The sequence below is a fragment of the Citrobacter sp. S55_ASV_140 genome, from assembly GCF_018919505.1.
Taxonomy (GTDB): Bacteria; Pseudomonadota; Gammaproteobacteria; order Enterobacterales; family Enterobacteriaceae; genus Citrobacter; species Citrobacter werkmanii.
The window spans coordinates 1-18,244 of sequence record NZ_JAHLQZ010000030.1; the positions used below are offsets into that span (position 1 = coordinate 1).

The 18,244-nt window shown below is 51.8% G+C and carries 16 protein-coding genes and 1 pseudogene; 5 read left to right on the forward strand and 12 right to left on the reverse strand.

The window, feature by feature from the left end; translation table 11 throughout:
* The 3 genes from KQJ18_RS07355 to KQJ18_RS07365 form a co-directional block, all read right to left on the reverse strand.
* On the reverse strand, positions 1-1,322 hold a 1,322-nt coding region (locus KQJ18_RS07355), incomplete at its 3' end, for an ESPR domain-containing protein (RefSeq protein WP_216421753.1).
* 194 nt (positions 1,323-1,516) lie between these two features.
* Positions 1,517-2,095, reverse strand: coding sequence for a LuxR C-terminal-related transcriptional regulator (locus KQJ18_RS07360; protein WP_085047570.1), 579 nt, complete (start codon positions 2,093-2,095; stop codon positions 1,517-1,519).
* A gap of 617 nt (positions 2,096-2,712) precedes the next feature.
* Entirely contained in the window at positions 2,713-3,888 is a 1,176-nt protein-coding gene (locus KQJ18_RS07365) for a DNA repair protein (RefSeq protein WP_160955735.1), read from the reverse strand.
* Positions 3,889-4,181: 293 nt separating this feature from the next.
* Between KQJ18_RS07365 and pheP the strand changes: the two genes are divergently transcribed.
* Complete coding sequence (pheP, locus tag KQJ18_RS07370) at positions 4,182-5,576, forward strand: phenylalanine transporter (protein WP_216421754.1); 1,395 nt, start codon at positions 4,182-4,184, stop codon at positions 5,574-5,576.
* Positions 5,577-5,630: 54 nt separating this feature from the next.
* Here the strand turns inward: pheP and KQJ18_RS07375 are convergent, their stop codons facing one another.
* Both KQJ18_RS07375 and KQJ18_RS07380 read right to left on the reverse strand, forming a co-directional pair.
* On the reverse strand, positions 5,631-6,875 hold the full coding sequence (locus KQJ18_RS07375; RefSeq protein ID WP_069323117.1) for a mechanosensitive ion channel family protein: 1,245 nt from the start codon (positions 6,873-6,875) through the stop codon (positions 5,631-5,633).
* A 71-nt stretch (positions 6,876-6,946) separates the two neighbouring features.
* On the reverse strand, positions 6,947-8,386 hold the full coding sequence (locus KQJ18_RS07380) for an MFS transporter (RefSeq protein ID WP_204354925.1): 1,440 nt from the start codon (positions 8,384-8,386) through the stop codon (positions 6,947-6,949).
* A gap of 107 nt (positions 8,387-8,493) precedes the next feature.
* Between KQJ18_RS07380 and KQJ18_RS07385 the strand changes: the two genes are divergently transcribed.
* Positions 8,494-9,357 carry a helix-turn-helix transcriptional regulator gene (locus KQJ18_RS07385; protein ID WP_121528731.1) on the forward strand — a complete coding sequence of 288 codons (864 nt, stop codon included), beginning with the start codon at positions 8,494-8,496 and terminating at the stop codon, positions 9,355-9,357.
* A gap of 46 nt (positions 9,358-9,403) precedes the next feature.
* On the opposite strand, the gene nfsB is transcribed toward KQJ18_RS07385, so the two are convergent.
* The 3 genes from nfsB to KQJ18_RS07400 all read right to left on the reverse strand — a co-directional run bounded on the left by nfsB (position 9,404) and on the right by KQJ18_RS07400 (position 11,125).
* Positions 9,404-10,057 (reverse strand): oxygen-insensitive NAD(P)H nitroreductase, encoded by a 654-nt coding sequence (gene nfsB / locus KQJ18_RS07390; protein WP_069323119.1) that lies wholly within the window; start codon positions 10,055-10,057, stop codon positions 9,404-9,406.
* Positions 10,058-10,175: 118 nt separating this feature from the next.
* Positions 10,176-10,544, reverse strand: a complete 369-nt coding sequence (locus KQJ18_RS07395) for an MmcQ/YjbR family DNA-binding protein (RefSeq protein WP_038638590.1) — start codon at positions 10,542-10,544, stop codon at positions 10,176-10,178.
* Positions 10,544-11,125, reverse strand: a complete 582-nt coding sequence (locus KQJ18_RS07400; RefSeq protein ID WP_069323121.1) for a TetR/AcrR family transcriptional regulator — start codon at positions 11,123-11,125, stop codon at positions 10,544-10,546. The genes KQJ18_RS07395 and KQJ18_RS07400 overlap by 1 nt, the downstream gene beginning before the upstream one ends.
* Before the next feature lie 190 nt (positions 11,126-11,315).
* Here KQJ18_RS07400 and KQJ18_RS07405 point away from each other — a divergent pair.
* Positions 11,316-12,428: pseudogene (locus KQJ18_RS07405) on the forward strand (MBL fold metallo-hydrolase).
* A 17-nt stretch (positions 12,429-12,445) separates the two neighbouring features.
* Positions 12,446-12,787, forward strand: coding sequence for a RamA family antibiotic efflux transcriptional regulator (locus KQJ18_RS07410; RefSeq protein ID WP_003021996.1), 342 nt, complete (start codon positions 12,446-12,448; stop codon positions 12,785-12,787).
* A 21-nt stretch (positions 12,788-12,808) separates the two neighbouring features.
* Here the strand turns inward: KQJ18_RS07410 and KQJ18_RS07415 are convergent, their stop codons facing one another.
* Together KQJ18_RS07415 and KQJ18_RS07420 are read right to left on the reverse strand one after the other, a co-directional pair.
* Positions 12,809-13,057, reverse strand: coding sequence for a DUF1158 domain-containing protein (locus tag KQJ18_RS07415; RefSeq protein ID WP_069323123.1), 249 nt, complete (start codon positions 13,055-13,057; stop codon positions 12,809-12,811).
* A gap of 66 nt (positions 13,058-13,123) precedes the next feature.
* Positions 13,124-14,242: a YbdK family carboxylate-amine ligase gene (locus KQJ18_RS07420; protein WP_216421755.1), complete on the reverse strand. Its 1,119-nt coding sequence runs from the start codon at positions 14,240-14,242 to the stop codon at positions 13,124-13,126.
* Positions 14,243-14,385: 143 nt separating this feature from the next.
* Here KQJ18_RS07420 and KQJ18_RS07425 point away from each other — a divergent pair, with 143 nt between their 5' ends.
* Entirely contained in the window at positions 14,386-15,090 is a 705-nt protein-coding gene (locus tag KQJ18_RS07425; protein ID WP_038638600.1) for a GNAT family protein, read from the forward strand.
* 19 nt (positions 15,091-15,109) lie between these two features.
* Here KQJ18_RS07425 and entD read toward each other — a convergent pair whose 3' ends face one another.
* Positions 15,110-15,787 carry an enterobactin synthase subunit EntD gene (gene entD / locus KQJ18_RS07430; RefSeq protein ID WP_216421756.1) on the reverse strand — a complete coding sequence of 226 codons (678 nt, stop codon included), beginning with the start codon at positions 15,785-15,787 and terminating at the stop codon, positions 15,110-15,112.
* Between the two features lie 49 nt (positions 15,788-15,836).
* On the reverse strand, positions 15,837-18,110 hold the full coding sequence (locus tag KQJ18_RS07435; protein ID WP_216421759.1) for a TonB-dependent siderophore receptor: 2,274 nt from the start codon (positions 18,108-18,110) through the stop codon (positions 15,837-15,839).
* Positions 18,111-18,244: the final 134 nt, after the last annotated feature.

The window sequence follows — 18,244 nt, forward strand, 5'->3', positions numbered from 1 at the left end:
CCATTAATACTGCCGTCTACGGCGATCATCGCATCTTTATTCAACGTACCGGCGGTACCTGCGCCGTTGGCATAGATAGCGTGTAGCTCACCGCGTTCGGCGGTCGTGTTATTGCTATGCGACTCGCCATCGGTCCAGACGTCGTAATCCCAGGAGATAACATCAGATGACTTACCTGAAGTCAGTAAGTCATCTATCAGCTCAGCATACTTCGCTTGCGCGGCGGAGACGGTTGTGATTTGACTGTCTTCAACATCCAGCCACAACTGGATCTGACTGACTTTTTGTCCATCCGGTTTTTGCGCGGCATCATCGCTTTCGCCTAACAGCCAGCTATTGAACTCAGCCAGTTCCGCAGCCGTGGTAATTGAGAACGTTTTTTCCCCCGTTTCGATAACCTCGCCAGCGTCGTTATAGCCATACGTCATCAGCGTTACATCGCCGCCAAATACGGAGGTTGTCCTGGAACCGTTAAACGTTTTGGTCGGAATAACAGGGGCGGCGTTAAATTTGATGTAGTTATCGGATTGCCAGTTCACCTGGCTGTTGGCGCCTTGCGCTTCCAGCAGCGAGGAATCTTTAGCCAGTAATTCGATGGTATTGGCTTTGTCACGTACATGAAGCGTATCGTTGCCAATATTCAGATTGGCCGTGGCGCCATTGGTCGCCAACGCGATGCCAAATTGCTTATAGATTTGCGTTTGTTGCGCATCATACGTATTTAAAACAGCATCGCCGATTTGTGATTCAGTGATAAACCCGGCTAACGCGCTGGTATCAAAAACTTTAATGGTTTCTGGCTCTCCTGGGAGCGCCGGATCAAAAATATCAAAGTCCGTGCTTTGCGAAGGCTTCGCTGACTGGGTATGAATCAGGTATTCTGCCAGTTCTTCCACCGTAGAGATTGTTTTTACGCTCTGGTCAGGGCTGGTAGCCTTAAGCGTGATTTTGCCGGTTTGCAGCAGCTCCCGGATAGTCGTTGACTCAACAACGCCGCTTTGGCCTGGGGTAATCGTCGGGATCGCGCCGCTGATATTGAGCGCCTGACCAGTGGTATTATCTTCATATAAGAAGCCGTAGTTATGAATTCCCTCATAAACGCCAGCGGAAATTCCTCGCTGGTAGTCAGTAGAAATATTATGATCGCCGATATCAATAATCGGATCAGCCGAGGCCATCATCGACGCTCCGCTTAATGCGCCAGCAGCGAGGACGGCGACAGTTTTACGTGAACTACTTTTTTTCTTGCCTTTAGTTAATTCAGAAACGACCACCCAGATGCCGAGCGCCGCGTTCCAAATAATGCTGTAAACTTTGTTCATATATAACCCTCGTCTACATTCCTGTTATGTATGTGTTAATACGTTGAGTTGTTGGCTATGATTGGCCCGCGGATGCGCTACCCGGCATATTGATTTTTGGGAATAGGGCTCCCTTCCGAGCGTTGCGGAATTAAAAATGAGCCGAAAGGAAAGATTTAAATAATAACCGTGATAATTGTCCTTAAATAAGTCAGTTACGGCTGGCTATAGTGGGAAATGGTGTACTTGAGCCGGGTGTTATTTTTGCCGAGCTTTCTGGCAATGTTGCTTTTGTACGCCCCGATGGTTTTTTCACTTTTTTGTGACGCCCCGGCGATTTGTGCCAATGACCAACCCCGGGCAAGCATCATCATGACATTGAATTCGTTTGCGGTAATTTTAGTATGTAGTGCATTGATATTATTTTGTTTTTTATTCTGTATGATACGTGTAACGGCATGCAGTAGCCGATCGAGACTGGCATCTTGATCGAGTAATTGCATGTTCTTCCCGCAAACGGTTTGAAAAAGAGAAAAGGTGGCTTCATCTGCCAAAACAATAATTTTTGTGGCAGGGCGGATAGCCATGCTGCGGATAATCCGGGCATATTTTAAAAAATCTGATTTGTCAGGATTAATAATGATGTAATCCGTGCCATCTGGCAGGAACTTGACTGCTGAAAACGTCTGAGAGGAGTGGTATGTGATATCAATATATAATGATGAACCACGTAGAATTTCTCGCATGCCTAGCCAGGGATAAAGTGAATCACCCAAAAAAATAGCCTTAGACATTACGATCTCCTTGAAATTTTAATGCAAGCAGTCGCCTCTTTTTTCTGGCTGAAAAAAGAGTTTCTTGCGACGCGCGGAATGTTAATTAAATCTCGTATAACGTTCTTTGGTTTGAACGTATCCTTATTTATTGCCGATTCAACAGATATTTTCTGTATTTATTTGAAGCATTAACTATTCTGAAAGTAGATATTACACTTTGTTAAAATTTAAGATAAATCGTTTATATCACCTCTGAGCAGATGATTGATAGATTTCGCTTATGGATCACCACAAGAATGGGCCCACCTTTTCCATAAAGGCAGGATATTCCTGGGCTTATTGACGGCGATTTTTTTAAAAATGATTATATTTCAAAGGAATGCCAGCTTGTGATGATGGACTGGTTGATGGGTAGGAGAATTCTTAATTAAGATTAGGAAGAAGGGGCGGGTGGGAACAGTGAAGATGGAAATATCGCCAAATTTACATTAAGCATCTAAAAATGTTTTAATTTAAGACTATTTAGCCAATTAAACAAAGATTCATGGTTTTTTATTCTGAGTTGGTCTTTTTGTGCTTTATTTGAGCATGTTGCTTGCCGTTGTCATTTTATCTGCTTACTTCGCTGCTAGCGCTCAGCCCGCTAACAGCTCCTGCTCGACCTGTTGCACCTGTTGTTCCAGCGAGTTGCGGATTTCCGTCAGCGCCCGTTGCTGGTCAGAGAAGTAAGCCTCTTTATCGGTCACGGAGGAAGCAAGGCGCCAGGCGTTTTCCGCCTCTAGTTCGGTAATCTCTTTCAGCAGTGCGTTAATTTGTTCTCTGAGCTGCTGTATTTTGCTGCGTAAATGCTGCAGATCGTTCAATCGGTCACTCGCCATCATCGGTTCGAGACCAGTTTGTAACTGGGTCAGTAACGCCCGTACGGCGGCAAGGTCGGCATTTTGGCGCGCCTGGTTAAGCTGTACCATCATCTGATGCGCTTTCTCTTTCAGATCATCCGCCACTACGTCCGGGTGGCAAAGACGACTGGCCTGCCGCCACAGGCGCTTTAGCTCGCTACGCTCATCGGGAGAAAGTCGTTGATCGCGGGTAAAACGATGCTGTGCGTCCTGCTGCTGCTCCTGATATTCATCATATTCATGACTGGCCTCTTCTTGTGCCTGGCGAGTCGCGCTGTCGTCCTGGCGAGAAAAGTCGTTTTCCAGTTCACGAATCTCCGCCAGCAGGGCGGTGATCAGCTCCGTTTGTTGCTGAATGCGTTGCCGGGTTTCGACAGATTCGCGCGAATCTGAGTGCTGGTTCATCCATTGCTGCTTGAGTCTGGCCAACTGCTCAACGGCCTGGGAAATATAGTGCTGACAGGATTGATAGTCTTTTTCCCGGCGTTTTCGCTCCGCTTCCTGCTTACGTTGCGCGCTGGCGGCCAGTTGCTTACGCAGCTCAAGGATGCGGCTCATCAACGGCCCAAGACGAAGATGGTATAGATCGTTGAAATCATCGAGGATTTGAATGCGCGTGTTGCGCTTATCAATCAGGTCACGCAATTGTGTTTCCAGCGCTTTCAGTTCGAGTTTACTCGCCGCAATCGCAGGATCCTGCCACGTAGAGACTGCCCGCTGAGATTGCAGCCAGGCGGTGATTTCACGCAGAGCATCGCTAAAGCGCCGGGCTTCGATCGCCTGCACGATGGTGCCTGGCACGACTGACAAAGGCTCATTTTTCAGATGCGCCACCTGTTGGAAAATAATCTCCTCATCTTCCAGTTCAATAGCGCTTTTGACGATTTCCAGTCGTTTGATGATCTTATTCATGACAGTCGTTGCCTGGCTTGGCTTAAAAACGAGTGACTGAAATACAACAGGCTCACCCATTTGAAAATGTTAGAAAAACAGTAAAGCGCATTCTGTGGCCTGGAATGCCTTTTCGTCCAGAATAATTCACTGTAATTATGAAAAGCGTGAGCTCTGGTAAGGTGCAGCCCCATGAAAAATAACAACGGCTCAGGCATCGCTGATGACCATGGTGTTAAACGATTGCGCCTTGCGGCAACCAGGTTGAAATGTTAAAAGAAGCCCCTTCAATAAAAACGACACAGGGGAAGGGCGTGAAAAACGCGTCAACTGCATCTGACACCAGCGTGTCTGATGCCGCGTCGACGAATGAGCCGACGCTTCAGCGGGGGTTGCAAAACCGCCATATTCAGTTAATTGCGCTGGGCGGCGCAATTGGAACCGGCCTGTTTTTGGGCATTGGTCCGGCCATTCAGATGGCGGGGCCTGCGGTGTTACTGGGTTACGGCGTAGCCGGAATCATCGCTTTTTTGATTATGCGTCAACTGGGCGAAATGGTGGTGGAAGAACCCGTTTCCGGATCGTTTGCCCATTTTGCCTATAAATACTGGGGACCGTTTGCTGGCTTTTTGTCCGGTTGGAACTACTGGGTGATGTTTGTGCTGGTTGGCATGGCGGAGCTGACAGCGGCCGGAATCTACATGCAGTACTGGCTGCCCGATGTCCCCACCTGGATTTGGGCCGCCGCGTTTTTTGTGATCATCAACGCCGTCAATCTGGTTAACGTACGTCTGTATGGCGAAACGGAATTCTGGTTTGCGCTGATTAAAGTGCTGGCCATTATCGGCATGATTGGTTTTGGTATCTGGATGCTGTTTTCCGGTAACGGCGGGGAACATGCGAGCATCGATAATCTCTGGCGTTACAACGGCTTTTTTGCCACCGGCTGGAACGGATTGATCCTCTCGCTGGCGGTGATTATGTTCTCGTTTGGCGGGCTGGAATTGATAGGGATCACTGCCGCGGAAGCGCAGGATCCGCAGAAAAGTATCCCGAAAGCGGTAAATCAGGTGGTGTACCGTATTTTGCTGTTTTACATCGGTTCTCTGGTGGTGCTGTTGGCCTTGTACCCGTGGGTGGAAGTGAAATCAAACAGTAGCCCGTTCGTGATGATTTTCCATAATCTTGACAGTAACTTGGTGGCTTCTGCACTGAACTTTGTCATTCTGGTGGCTTCGCTGTCGGTCTATAACAGCGGTGTTTACTCGAACAGCCGCATGCTGTTTGGCTTGTCCGTGCAGGGAAATGCGCCGAAGTTTTTAACCCGCGTCAGTCGTCGTGGCGTTCCGGTGAACTCATTGATTCTGTCCGGCGCGATTACGTCACTGGTGGTGTTGATCAACTATGTGCTGCCGCAAAAAGCGTTCAGTCTGTTGATGGCGCTGGTTGTCGCGACGCTGCTACTAAACTGGATTATGATTTGTCTGGCGCATTTGCGATTCCGCGCGGCGATGCGCCGCAAAGGACGTGATACCCAGTTTAAAGCGCTGTTGTATCCGGCCGGAAACTATCTGTGCATTGCCTTCCTCGGCATGATTCTGGTGCTGATGTGCACCATGGATGATATGCGCTTGTCCGCTATTTTGCTGCCGATATGGATCCTGTTCCTGTTTGTTGCCTTCAAACTGCTGCGCCGTAAATCCCGCTAATATCTAACCGATCTCATCCTGGCGATGAGATCGGTTACCACTTCTCATTGCCGATTAACGCTGAAAAGCCCCTGACAATGCGCGAATATCATTTCCGGTAGGCGACTGATGAATGCGTAAGCCAAACTCTTCGATCACTGCGAATATATGGTCGAAGATATCAGCCTGAATACTTTCATATTCCAGCCAGACTACCGTATTGGTAAAAGCATAAATCTCGATCGGCAAACCATGATCGTCTGGCGCAAGCTGGCGTACCATTAACGTCATATCTTTGCGAATCCGCGGATGGTGACGTAAATATTCGTTCAGATAGGCGCGGAAAGTGCCAATATTGGTCATCCGGCGGTGATTCAATACGGATTCAGGCGCATCCAATAGCTGATTCCACTCGTCAATTTCCTGATGACGCGTGGTTAAATACGGCTTTAGCAGGTGTGCTTTATGCAGTCGCTGGCGTTCATCTTCGTCAAGAAAATGAATGCTGGTGGCATCAATGCTGATGCTGCGTTTAATGCGTCGCCCCCCGGAAGCAGACATCCCGCTCCAGTTTTTAAAAGAGTCCGATACCAGTGACCAGGTGGGGATAGTGGTGATGGTGTTATCCCAGTTGCGCACTTTCACCGTGGTCAAACCAATATCGATAACCGCGCCGTCTGCGCCGTATTTCGGCATTTCCAGCCAGTCGCCCAACTTCAACATATCGTTGGCTGAAAGCTGTATGCCGGCCACCAGGCCGAGGATGGGATCTTTAAACACCAGCATTAAGACGGCGGCCATCGCGCCCAGGCCGCTTATCAGTATTGCCGGGGACTGACCAATCAGCAGGGAAATCATCAAAATCCCAACGATAATTGCGCCGATCAGTTTGATTCCCTGGAATATACCTTTCAACGGTAGCTGAGATGCGGCTGGGAGTTTTTGCGACAGATTGAGAATAACGTCCAGCAGGGAGAACAGGGACAGCAGGGCGTACATCATGATCCACAGCTGAGCGCAGGTCACTAATATCTCTGCGGCTTCGCTGCCTTTTTGTAACCACAGCGCGGCCTGAATGTTGACAATGATACCCTGCAGGGTGAATGCCAGCCGGTGAAATAACTTGTTCTGCGTGATGATTTGTAGCCACAGACGGGAGCTGGCGTTCGCGCGCTTTTCAAATGCGCGCAGCACCACCCAGTGCAAAATAACGTGAACAATAATGGCGGTGAGAAAAATAATGCCAAAAATCATCACCAGCGAGGTGGTGTGGTTTATTTCAATGCCGAGTTCTTCTACCTGAGATATCAATTCCTGCATAATGTCTCCTTAATAAACAGCGGCCTATGATGACCGCTGTCAGGAGCTTATGCAAATTACGCTCGTCTTGCCTACGATTTTGCGGCGATGCTGGCGCACACCGGATTGATATTCAGCGTGCGGCGAAATAAAAAGGTAGTCAGTAACAGTACGGTCATCATTGTGGCTTCGACGGCTAAAAAGCCGATAACCGAGCGCGTGTAATCACCATGGTAATGTTGCTGCAGATGCAGGAACAGCGCCCCCAACACGGCGGGACCGAGTCCTAATGTTGCCTGCTGCAACGTACTCAGAATGGTGGTTCCGGCGCCCGCATCGTGCGTGGCGATATCGCGCATACCGATGCGATAAAAACTGTTCACAATCAGCGCCTGACCATAGCCGATAAACGCTGTAGCCGGAACGAGCGTAATGGCCGAGGTATGCATACCTGAATACCAGAAGGTCATCATTAAGCCCATCAAGCCAGCGATCTGAATAATCAACCCGGTGAGTAGAATACGTCCCGTGCTATAGCGGGCAATGAGTCGCGGTGCGTAACAGGCGGAGATAAAATAGGCTGCGCCAAGCGCAATAAAGCTATTGCCGGATTCCCAGGGCGCCATCCCCAGACCGGCCTGTAGCGTCAGCGCCATACAGAACATAAATCCTGACCAGGCGCTAAAAAACAGTAATGCGATCAGCACGCCGAACCGGATGCTGCTGAGTTTTAACAGGCGTGGCGGTAAGAGAGGATGTTGCCCGGTCTGTTCTTGTCGTAACGCATTGCTGCGCATCCACCATCCCAAAGGCAGGATGGCGACCAGAGCAAGCTGAGTCTGCCACGGCCAGCCGGTTTCCGGGCCTAATGCCATGGGAAACAACAAGCAGCAGAGAATCGCAGCCAGACTGCTGGTGCCCAGCCAGTCGATGCGGGTTCGGGTTTCTCGCGTGGTTTCCGGGACATAGCGTTGGCTGAACATCAGAACTAACAGACAGATCGGGACATTAATAAAAAAGGCGTTGCGCCAGCCCAGCCCTGCAATATCTGCCGAAACCAGCCAGCCTCCGCCCATCTGGCCGACAATAAACGCGATGCCGCCAATTCCTCCATACAAACTGATGGCCCGCGCATGTGCAGGACCTTTCAGCGTGACGTGCAGGGTGGCAAGGATCTGCGGCACGATTAGCGCCGCGCCCGCACCTTGTAGAACGCGGGCAGCCAGTAACATATGAATGGAATTCGCCATCCCGCATAAAAGAGAGGCGATGCCAAACAGCACGACGCCTGTCATAAACAGGCGGCGGCGACCATAGTTATCACCGAGTTTGCTGCCCAGCGCCAGACAAACGGCGAAAGTCACCCCGTACAAAGCGACAATCAGCTCCAGCTGTGTGGTGGTGGCCTGAAGCGACTGGGTAATGGAATCCAGAGCGACATTGGTAATTGATGTATCAATGAGCGGGAGCATTTGGCCTGTCAATAACAGCAGCAACCCTATGCGGCCGGGTGAAACAGTTGATGTACTCATAGTAACTCCATTGCATCATTTTGCAGATGGACGTAGCATCACTGAAAAATTAAACGGGTACCAGTTCCTGGTTATACTGGTATTGGCACTACTATGCTGGAGAGTCCATGTCGGTAATAGCGCAACAGGAATCCGCGGTTATTCTCCCTGATGACAGCCGCAAGCAGCTCGGCGCGTTTTTACGTGCGCGACGGGAAAGCCTCGATCCGCAGCGTCTGGGCCTGCCGCGCATTGGGCGGCGAAGAACGCCCGGTCTGCGCCGCGAAGAAGTCGCGATGTTGGCTAACGTTGGCGTCACCTGGTACACCTGGCTGGAGCAGGGGCGAGAGGTCAATCCGTCGCAAGCGGTCTTGCTGAATGTGGCGAGCGCGCTGCAATGCAGTCCGCTGGAAACCCGCCACCTGTTTGTACTGGCCGGATTGACGCCACCGGAATCCACGCCGGTGATGGTGTGTGAAGGGATTGCGCCAGGCACCCGAAAGATGCTCGACAGCCTGATGCCGCAGCCCGCCAGTATTCAGAAACCCAGTTTTGACATCGTGGCCTGGAACGACAGTTTTTGCCGGTTGATGGGCGTTGATTTCTCCACGCTCCCGAGCGAAGACCGCAACTGTATTTACCTCTATCTCACCAATGAAACCTGGCGTAGCCGGATAGCAAACTGCGATGTATTACCGACGTTTGTTTCTTATTTTCGTGCGGCAATGGCGGAACATCGCAGCGATCCTGTTTGGGAAAATAAACTGGCGCGCTTTTTTGCCGCATCGTCTGAGTTTGAAGCATTATGGCATCAGCGATATGACGTTCGCGGTGTGGAAAATCAGGTCAAAAACTTTGTTCATCCGCAGTTAGGGCGTTTTAGCTTGCAGCAAATGTACTGGTATTCCGCCCCGCGTAACGGTTCGCGGCTGCTGGTTTATTTACCGATGGATGAAGCGGGGGAGCAGGCTCTGGCGTGGCTGAATCAGTAGTAATACGCCCGATGACGGCGACACGCATCGGGCATAACGGCAAAAATCAGACTTCCGTCAGCGTTGTTTCCAACGGCAGACGAGATTTCGGCAGCGCGGCGTTGAAATCCTCTACGCTGTGATGACCTACCGGGACCACGACCACGCTGGTGAAACCTTTTTCTTTCAGGCCAAACTCTGCGTCGAGAACGGCAGCATCAAAGCCTTCGATTGGCACCGCGTCCAGCCCCATCGCCGCAACGCCCAGCAGGAAGTTACCGACGTTCAGGTACACCTGTTTCGCCATCCAGTGGTTGTCATCTTTGAGATCTTTGCGGTGCAGGTCGGCAAAGAAAGTACGGCCTTTGTGGTTAGCGGCTTTGGCTTCCGGGGTAGCGAAACGGCCATCACGCTCTTCTTGATCGACGACGCGCTCCAGCCATGCATCGTCCATCGCCGTTTTGGCGCAGAACACCACAACGTGGGATGCATCCAGCATTTTACGCTCGTTGAATACAAAGCCGCCGGCTGCGGATTTCGCCACGCGCGCTTTACCTTCGTCAGTGCTGGCAACGATAAAGTGCCACGGCTGAGAGTTGGTGCTGGACGGGCTAAACTGCAGCAGCGTTTTTAATTTTTCGGCCTGCTCAGCGGTCAGTTTTTTATTCGGATCGAATGCCTTAGTGGAGTAACGTTTTAAGGCGACAGAAACAATATCCATAACTACTCCTGGTGGTTTTCCTACCCTGCGGGTGCGTTTAGTTTCAGCAGGGTACAGGGTTAGCGAGAAAATGATAAGAGCGAAAAATGCAAAAACACTTATCGACGCTAACGATAAATCAGCCTGGCCGCAGGCGTTGCTGATCGCGCTTAGGCAAACCATCCACCACCCGGTGCCATGAGTCGCTCACCAGGTCCGTCAGCAATGACTCGGTAATGTCGTCGCCTGGATAGACTGAGATCCAGTGCTTTTTATTCATGTGATAACCGGGTTCAATGCTGGGGTAGATCTGCTGATTTAACAGTGATTTTTGCGGATCGGATTTCAGGTTAACCAGCGGGCGTCCGTGATGTTCAAAGACCAGCATGAAAATCTTGCCGCCGACCTTGAACACGTCGTATTCCGGGCCAAAAGGCCAGCAGTGCTCAGTAAAAGGCAGTTCAAGCGCAAGGCGCTTCGCGCAGACATGCAGTGTCTTTCCATCCATTATTTTTCCTCGCGGGTCAGGGCGCGCCACATGGCTTCAAACCCCAACGAAATGTATTCCGTCGCGCGGGCAGGGTTGCGGGCAGCGAATTCCATGGTTGTTTCTGCAAGTGTCAAAAAAAGCCCGTCGCCGAAGGCGCGATACTCGTCCGACATAAATTCAGGGCGCACGGAGCGATGACAAAGATCGCGCAGTTCCGGGAACATATCGTCAGCCTGCTGTTCAGTTTCTTTGCTGATTTTCTCGCTGACGGCCAACTGACGAATGGTGCGATGTCCGCAGGTATGATTCAGACCCCAGCTAATGTAGCTGTTCCAGATGTAGTGAGTCATGGTTTTGGCATCGGTCACTGAACGGTCCAGATTAGCCATCATCGACTGGCAGAGATCGTGTTTTAAAAAGAGGTAAAGCTCGTTGATCAGATCATCTTTGGTCGCGAAATAGCGAAACAACGTTCCCTCCGCAACCCCTGCATTGCGCGCGATTACGGCGGTTGAGGCCGCAATACCTGATTGTGCAAATGCTGTGGTTGCAGCTTCCAGTAATGCCAGTTTTTTGTCTTCACTCTTCGGACGAGCCACTACACTTTACCCTTAAGTCTGTAAAAAACATGATTGAATCACGGCCTTTGCAGCACCGCAACGGAGAATGTCAAAGATTGAAAATCATCTTGACGGCGAACTTTCGATTTCTATAATGAGTGCTTACTCACTCATAATCAAGAGTCAGTCGCGCAAACCAGCGGAAAGGAGGCGCGTTTAAGGTCAGGATATGAAGCGTCTCACAGTTTGTGTGGTTGTTATTATGCTTATTGCCGCTACTACAAGTTTACCGTTTGTACTCAATGCCGGATTTGGCCAGGCGCCGCAAGGGGCACAACTGAGTCAGGTTGAACAGTCGCCACACTATCGTGCTGGACAGTTTCATAACCAGGTGCCAACACCGGGCTATACCGGTAACAAAGATATGCTGGCGGCCTGGTGGGAGTTTCTGGTCGCTAAGCGTGAAAATGCGCGGCCAGCGCAGCCGTTACCCCTGGTGGCGAGCGATCTCGCCGGGTTACCGCCGCAGCAGGATACTCTGGTCTGGCTGGGCCACTCCTCATGGTATTTGCAACTGGCGGGTCAACGCATCCTGATTGATCCGGTGTTCAGCAACTATGCCGCGCCGTTTTCATTTCTGAACAAAGCCTTTGCCGGGGATTATCCATGGACCGCGCAGACGATGCCGGAGATCGATCTGCTCATCATCTCGCACGATCATTATGACCATCTGGATCTCGCCACCATCAAGGCGTTAATGCCGAAGATTAAACGGGTGATTACGCCGCTGGGGGTGGGGTCGCATCTGCGTTATTGGGGAATGCGCAGCGAGATAATCGACGAACGTGACTGGAATCAGTCCGTCAGAGTGACGGATTCACTGATTGTTCATGTTCTGCCAGCCCGCCATTTTTCGGGGCGAGGCATTAAGCGTAATCAGACGCTGTGGGCCAGCTTTATGTTTGAAATGCCGGGGCAGAACGTTTATTAGAGCGGGGATTCCGGCTACGGGCCGCATTTTAAAGCCATTGGCGAGCAGTTTGGCTCGGTTGATTTGGCGATTATGGAGAACGGTCAGTATGACCAGGACTGGAAGTTTATTCACATGATGCCGGAAGAGACGGCTCAGGCCGCGGCGGATCTGCATGCGAAAGCCGTTTTGCCCGGTCACGCAGGTCGTTTTGTTCTGGCGAAACATACCTGGGATGATCCGTACAAACGACTGGCGCTTGCCAGCCGCCAACAAGATTACCGACTGCTGACGCCGATGCTGGGTGAACCGGTCATACTGTCCGAACCGGACCAAACGTTTACGGCCTGGTGGCAGCAGGCGAATCAATGAACACAGGGGAGAGCATGATGACGATTTCTGCTCAGGTAATTGATACGATTGTTGAATGGATTGATGATAATTTGAATCAACCATTGCGCATTGATGATATTGCCCGCCATGCGGGTTATTCAAAATGGCACCTACAGCGTCTTTTTATGCAGTACAAAGGCGAGAGCCTGGGGCGTTACATTCGTGAGCGTAAACTGCTGCTGGCGGCGCGCGATCTGCGCGATACCGATCAGAAAGTGTACGACATCTGTTTGAAGTACGGATTCGATTCACAGCAGACTTTTACGCGTATTTTCACCCGTACGTTTAGTCAACCGCCGGGCGCTTATCGCAAAGAAAATCATAGTCGAACGCATTAACGGCACCGGGTTCTCGCGGGTTTAATCCGCCAGCGAGAACCAGCGCCGCCAAATGTAGCGCAGCACAAAATACTCAATCACCCCCAGTAGTAAAAACCACAGGCAAAACAGCAACGTGTAAAACTGGTTGAGATCCATCAGATGAAAAGTGGCAACGAGTTTTTGCGCCAGCACCAGGCCAAGTGAAGGGGCAGGTAAGAGCAGGCAGGACAGAAAAGCCAGCAGCAGGATCCCAGCGGCGGTCATCAGCGATTCAAGCGGGTGTTTCATGGTATTGTTAAACTTGAGTTAAAATACCATTGTCCGGGATCTCAGCGGGCAACGCAAACCCCACGCCTAAAGCCCTGCCCAAATCTCACACTGTTTTTTCACCAGACCACTCAACGATCCGCCTTCCGCCACGAAATCACGCATATTCTGTGCTTCATCATGACCATGTTTAACCTGCAGGCGTAAGGCTTCAATCGCGCTGGTCGCCCCCACTTTGTCCGCAGAGGCGGCGATATTCTCCAGCAGTCGTAGCGTGTCATCCGCCAGGCGATGCCCATCGCCCGTATTCACGTCGGTGACAATCCCCGCCATACCAAAGCGACAGGCCTGAAAACGGTTGAATTTATACAGTAAATAATCACGCTCCTGGTGTTTGAATGGACGTTTGGTGAGTAGCCAGTGGGCGGTGGACTGAATCAGTCCCGCCATATTGACCGCGTGTTTAAGGGTCAGCGGAGTGTCCATTACCCGAACCTCAACCGTACCGAAGTGCGGGCTGGGGCGGATATCCCAGTGCAAATCTTTAATGCTATCAATCATGCTGGTGTAAGCCAGCCGGCGAAATAGTCCCGTAAATTCCTGCCAGTTATTTACCCATGGCATCGGACCGTTATCGGGAAAGCCGGAGAATATATTCAGGCGCGCGCAGGCAAATTGCGTGTCGGATGTCTGCATGTAAGGCGAGGCGGCAGAGAGCGCAATAAAATGAGGAACAAATCGCGACAGCCCGTGCAGGAGGTAAATTGCATCATCACCGTTGGCACAGCCAACATGGACGTGCTGACCGAAAACGGTCGCCTGCTGAATAAGATAACCAAAATTTTCCAGGTTACGTCGATAGCGTTCGTCATCGCAGACTTCCTGACGTTGCCATTTTTGAAATGGGTGCGTACCGCCGCCGCAGATGGCGAGGTGATGCTCTGCCGCAACCCGCATGATTATCTGCTGCATGGCCGACAATTCAGCATCAGCCTGGTCGATATTGCGACAAACCCCGGTTGCCATCTCCAGCATACTTTCGGTGATATCGTGCTTCACTTCCCCGGCGGTAAGCTGTGGCTTAATGGCGTCAATCAGCCGGGAAGAATCCTGGCTCAGGTCGTAACCTGGGGGATTAACCACCTGCATTTCCAGTTCAATGCCTAGCGTAAAAGGGTCGGAAACATGAAAATCGGGTAGTGACATAGGGTTCTCTTCAGCGTTGATTTTAATTAAGTATAGAAGGACTGCTGGTTTTCTGTTTTGCGTAAGAAATCACCGGGTGACGCTTTGAAGGTGAAATGGCAGGTGCTATAACTATTTTTTGCTTCGCAACAGGGGTTGAATCCGTGCCGGAAATAAATCTTTATGGTCAGACTGTCGGCGATGTTGTGCCGGACTGGAAGGGGGCCGCCGTGCTGCCACGGGAAGAGCTTGTTGGACAGTATTGCCGTTTGGTTCCTCTGGATGCCGACAGCCATGCCGCCGACCTGTTTGATGCCTATGCGCAGGCACCCGACGATCGCGACTGGACCTGGCTTGCAAGCTCCCGCCCAACGAGCGTTGAAGCCGCGGCTTGCTGGATCGCGGCAAAATCCACTGACGCCTCTCTGGTTCCCTATGCGGTAATTGAACAGCGTTCCGGGCGTGCCGTTGGCCTGGTGTGCTTTATGGCGATCGAACGGGAGCATGGCTCGGTCGAAATTGGTCATGTGACCTGGTCGCCGCGCATGAAAAATACGGTACTCGGCACCGAAAGCGTCTGGCTGCTGCTGCGTCAGGCGTTTGCGTCAGGCTATCGGCGCGTGGAGTGGAAATGCGATTCGTTGAACACGGCGTCGCGACGGGCGGCAGAGCGTCTGGGGTTTATCTTCGAAGGGCGTTTTCGCCAGAAGATCGTGCGTAAGGGGCGCAACCGCGACAGCGACTGGTTATCAATGATTGACAGCGAATGGCCGCAGCGCGATGCCGCATTGCAGCGTTGGCTGGCTGCCGACAACTTTGATGAACATGGGCGGCAACGCAGGTCGATGGCAGAGTGCCAGCAGGTATAGCTCGTTTCCCGTTGACGATTCAGACAGAAAAGGAGCGCGAGCATGGCGTACTGCTCGTGCAAAAGGTAATGACGTTTTCATCGCGCTGAAACCAGCGAACGTTAATTTCCTGCCCGGCGAGGCCTGGCGAAAATAAGGGCTGAATTTGCAAGGTTACCTGGGTTGGGGTGAGGGCGGTAACTTTAGCGCTGGCGAACCCCGGTAACGCCGTAGTGTGTTCCGAAAACGTTTTATACAGGCTCTCCTTTGCGCTGAATGTCAGGGTTAAGGCGAGCGGAAAGGGCAGGCTGGCGTGATGCATAATCTGTCGTTCGTGGTTATCGATAATGCCGTCAGCCAGCTCAACGGCGGTTTGTGGCGTAAAAACAGCTTCTATATCCAGCCCAACGGAATGTGTCGATACCACCGCCAGCGCTGTCGATGCGCTATGGCTGATGCTGCCAAACAGCTTTTGCGGCCACAATGGTTGGCGTTGCGCGCCGATGCCGGGCACAGTTTTGATACCGTATTCACGTAATGCATGTACTGCGGCAATACGTCCTGCTAAGTGCTCTGCTTTACGCTTACGTCCACTGGACAGGAGCTGAGCGTGGTGGGGCAGCCAGAGCAGCTCCTGCTCATGGAAGCTGGCGGGATCGAACTCGACAATGTGCAGCGTGTGGTCTGCGAAAGTGAGCGGTGTGTGCGTGGTGAGCATGGTAGTTGTGATTTCCCTCTCCCCGCAGGGAGGAGAGGGGGAAACGTTATCAGAAGTGCGTGTTAACGCTCATGAACCACGTCCGGCCCGGTTCGTTATAGGTGTTCGCGCCCGCGCCCGCCATATAGTTTCCGGTCACAATATCGCCCGTGGTCTGGGCATTACCTTCACGCCACAAACGCTTGTCAAAGACGTTATCCACGCCGCCGGTCAGGCTGACGTTTTTCGTCACATCCCAGGTCGCGCTCAGGCCGACGATGCTGTACGGGCTGACTTCACTCGCCGAACTGCCGGTTACCGGTTTGCCCTGGTAATCATATTTTTTCGGCTGCTGTTTACCGTACCAGGTGAAGGTGGATTGCAGCGACACATCTTCGCGTGCCTGCCAGCTCAGGGTCGAGTTCAGCGTGTACTCAGGAATAATCGACAGGCGTTCGCCGGTCTCTTTATTCTTACTTTGCAGCATGTAAGTGATGTTGTTGGTCCAGGTAACGGTTTCGCTAACCGGCACGTTCAGCGTACCTTCCAGACCCTCAACCACCGCTTTAGGAATGTTTTCCCACTGATAGATATCGGTGTAAGTCGTCTTCCCTTTGCTGGTGATGGACGTTCTGTCGAACGGTACCGTCCCCGCTTCAATCTTGTTGCGGTAATCGTTGCGGAACCAGGTTACCCCGGCCAGCCAGCCGTCACGCTTAAACTCAAGACCAATCTCTTTGTTGATACTGGTTTCGGCCTTCAGATCGTCGTTGCCCATCATGTAGCAACCGATGCCGGTGGCGGAGCCAGTGGCGTAGCAACCCTGGCCTTTACTGTAGAGAATATAATTCGGGTTGAGCTGATACAGGCTTGGCGCTTTATAGGCGCGCGCAATCCCCATCTTCAGGGTGAAGTCATCGCCCAGACCTTGTGACAGGTTCAGAGATGGGCTCCAGTTATCGCCGACGATGCTGTGGTGATCGAAACGCAGACCCGGCGTCAGCATGGTGCTGTCGGTCAGTTCCATGTTGTTTTCAGCAAACAGAGAGAAAATTTCCGCATCGGAGTATGGACTGCGGTTGGTGCTGCTGTAACCTGGGATATCACCGCCCATAAAGGTCTGCGAATTGGAGAGCATATCCTTCATGCGCTGCTGATTCCACTCGGTACCGAGCGTCAGGTTTTGGTTGACCAGCAGGTCCAGTGGAATGCTGATTTCACTGTGCAGCATGACGTCATTCAGGTCGGCATCGACATATTTTTGTGACGCATTCGGGTCAAAGATCCCCTCGGTTCCTCCCGCCAGACCTTCCGGCGTACGGGAGTTACGCGTATGTTCATATTGCACCCAGTTGCTGGTGGTAACGCCATTATCCCAGCCGCCGTTCCAGGTCAGAGAGTAGTTCTGACGATAAAGACGGTTGGTCTCTTTCCCGTAGTTATCTTTCACCAGTTGGTTGGTGTTGGTGTTTTGGGTATCGCCTGCGTACAGGTTGCCCTGGCGGCTATAACCCGCTTCCAGTTCCAGCGACTGGAGCGGGGCGAAATCCCAGCGAACTACGCCGTTAATGTCTTTATTGATAACGCCTTCACGACCGGCCGGTAAGGTATTGGCGTAGGTGCCGGTACGTTCTGACTGATGACCCTGGTTGATATCCCAGGCATCGGCCTGCGTTTTATCCAGATTACCGTACAGACGGAAGCTGAAATCCCCGCCCATTGGGCCGTTCAGGCTAAAGTTGGTACGTTTGGTCGAGCCTTCGTCTTTGTGTTCCGGGGCATTGAAATAGGTATCCCACGAACCGTGCCATTCATTGCTGCCTTTTTTGGTGATGATATTCACCACGCCGCCCGCAGCTCCGTTGCCGTAACGTGCTGCGGCAGGACCACGCAGCACTTCAATACGCTCGATCATTTCCGGTGGCACCCAGGCGGTATCGCCACGGGTATCACGCTCGCCGCGCCAGCCCTGACGCACGGAGTTACGGCTGGTCACCGGCTTACCGTCGATCAGAATCAGGGTGTTTTCTGGACCCATACCACGAATATCAATCTGACGGTTGTTACCGCGCTGGCCGCTGGTTGAGTTGCCGGTCAGGTTAACGCCAGGCATGGTACGGATGATTTCCGCAACATCGCGCGCGGGAGGATTTTTACGGATTTCATCCGCGGTGATGGTTGAAACACCCGGCGCCTGCAGGTTTTGCTGCGCGGCGGTAACGACGATGGTGTCTTCATGAGAGACGGCGGCGTTATCAGTTTGATCTTCTGCCATTGCTGGCAGTGCTACCCCGTAAATCCCTAAATTGACCAATAAGGCCAGTGAATGAATCTTGTTGTTCATTGTATGTCCTGCTGTTCTTTTAGCCACGAGTACCCATGTGCCGTGGTGCGGCATTTGGTCTGATGTCGCCCGCATCCGCGTAAACCCTCCGTTCCAGAAAAAGTACGCAGCGCCAGGTCGGTTTATAAGTGGTG

Coding starts and splice junctions, on each gene's coding strand:
- KQJ18_RS07360 (WP_085047570.1), bottom strand. CDS start 2,095: ATGTCTAAGGCTATTTTTTTGGGTGATTCACTTTATCCCTGGCTAGGC.
- KQJ18_RS07365 (WP_160955735.1), bottom strand. CDS start 3,888: ATGAATAAGATCATCAAACGACTGGAAATCGTCAAAAGCGCTATTGAA.
- KQJ18_RS07375 (WP_069323117.1), bottom strand. CDS start 6,875: ATGCAGGAATTGATATCTCAGGTAGAAGAACTCGGCATTGAAATAAAC.
- KQJ18_RS07380 (WP_204354925.1), bottom strand. CDS start 8,386: ATGAGTACATCAACTGTTTCACCCGGCCGCATAGGGTTGCTGCTGTTA.
- KQJ18_RS07385 (WP_121528731.1), top strand. CDS start 8,494: ATGTCGGTAATAGCGCAACAGGAATCCGCGGTTATTCTCCCTGATGAC.
- nfsB (WP_069323119.1), bottom strand. CDS start 10,057: ATGGATATTGTTTCTGTCGCCTTAAAACGTTACTCCACTAAGGCATTC.
- KQJ18_RS07395 (WP_038638590.1), bottom strand. CDS start 10,544: ATGGATGGAAAGACACTGCATGTCTGCGCGAAGCGCCTTGCGCTTGAA.
- KQJ18_RS07410 (WP_003021996.1), top strand. CDS start 12,446: ATGACGATTTCTGCTCAGGTAATTGATACGATTGTTGAATGGATTGAT.
- KQJ18_RS07415 (WP_069323123.1), bottom strand. CDS start 13,057: ATGAAACACCCGCTTGAATCGCTGATGACCGCCGCTGGGATCCTGCTG.
- KQJ18_RS07420 (WP_216421755.1), bottom strand. CDS start 14,242: ATGTCACTACCCGATTTTCATGTTTCCGACCCTTTTACGCTAGGCATT.
- entD (WP_216421756.1), bottom strand. CDS start 15,787: ATGCTCACCACGCACACACCGCTCACTTTCGCAGACCACACGCTGCAC.
- KQJ18_RS07435 (WP_216421759.1), bottom strand. CDS start 18,110: ATGAACAACAAGATTCATTCACTGGCCTTATTGGTCAATTTAGGGATT.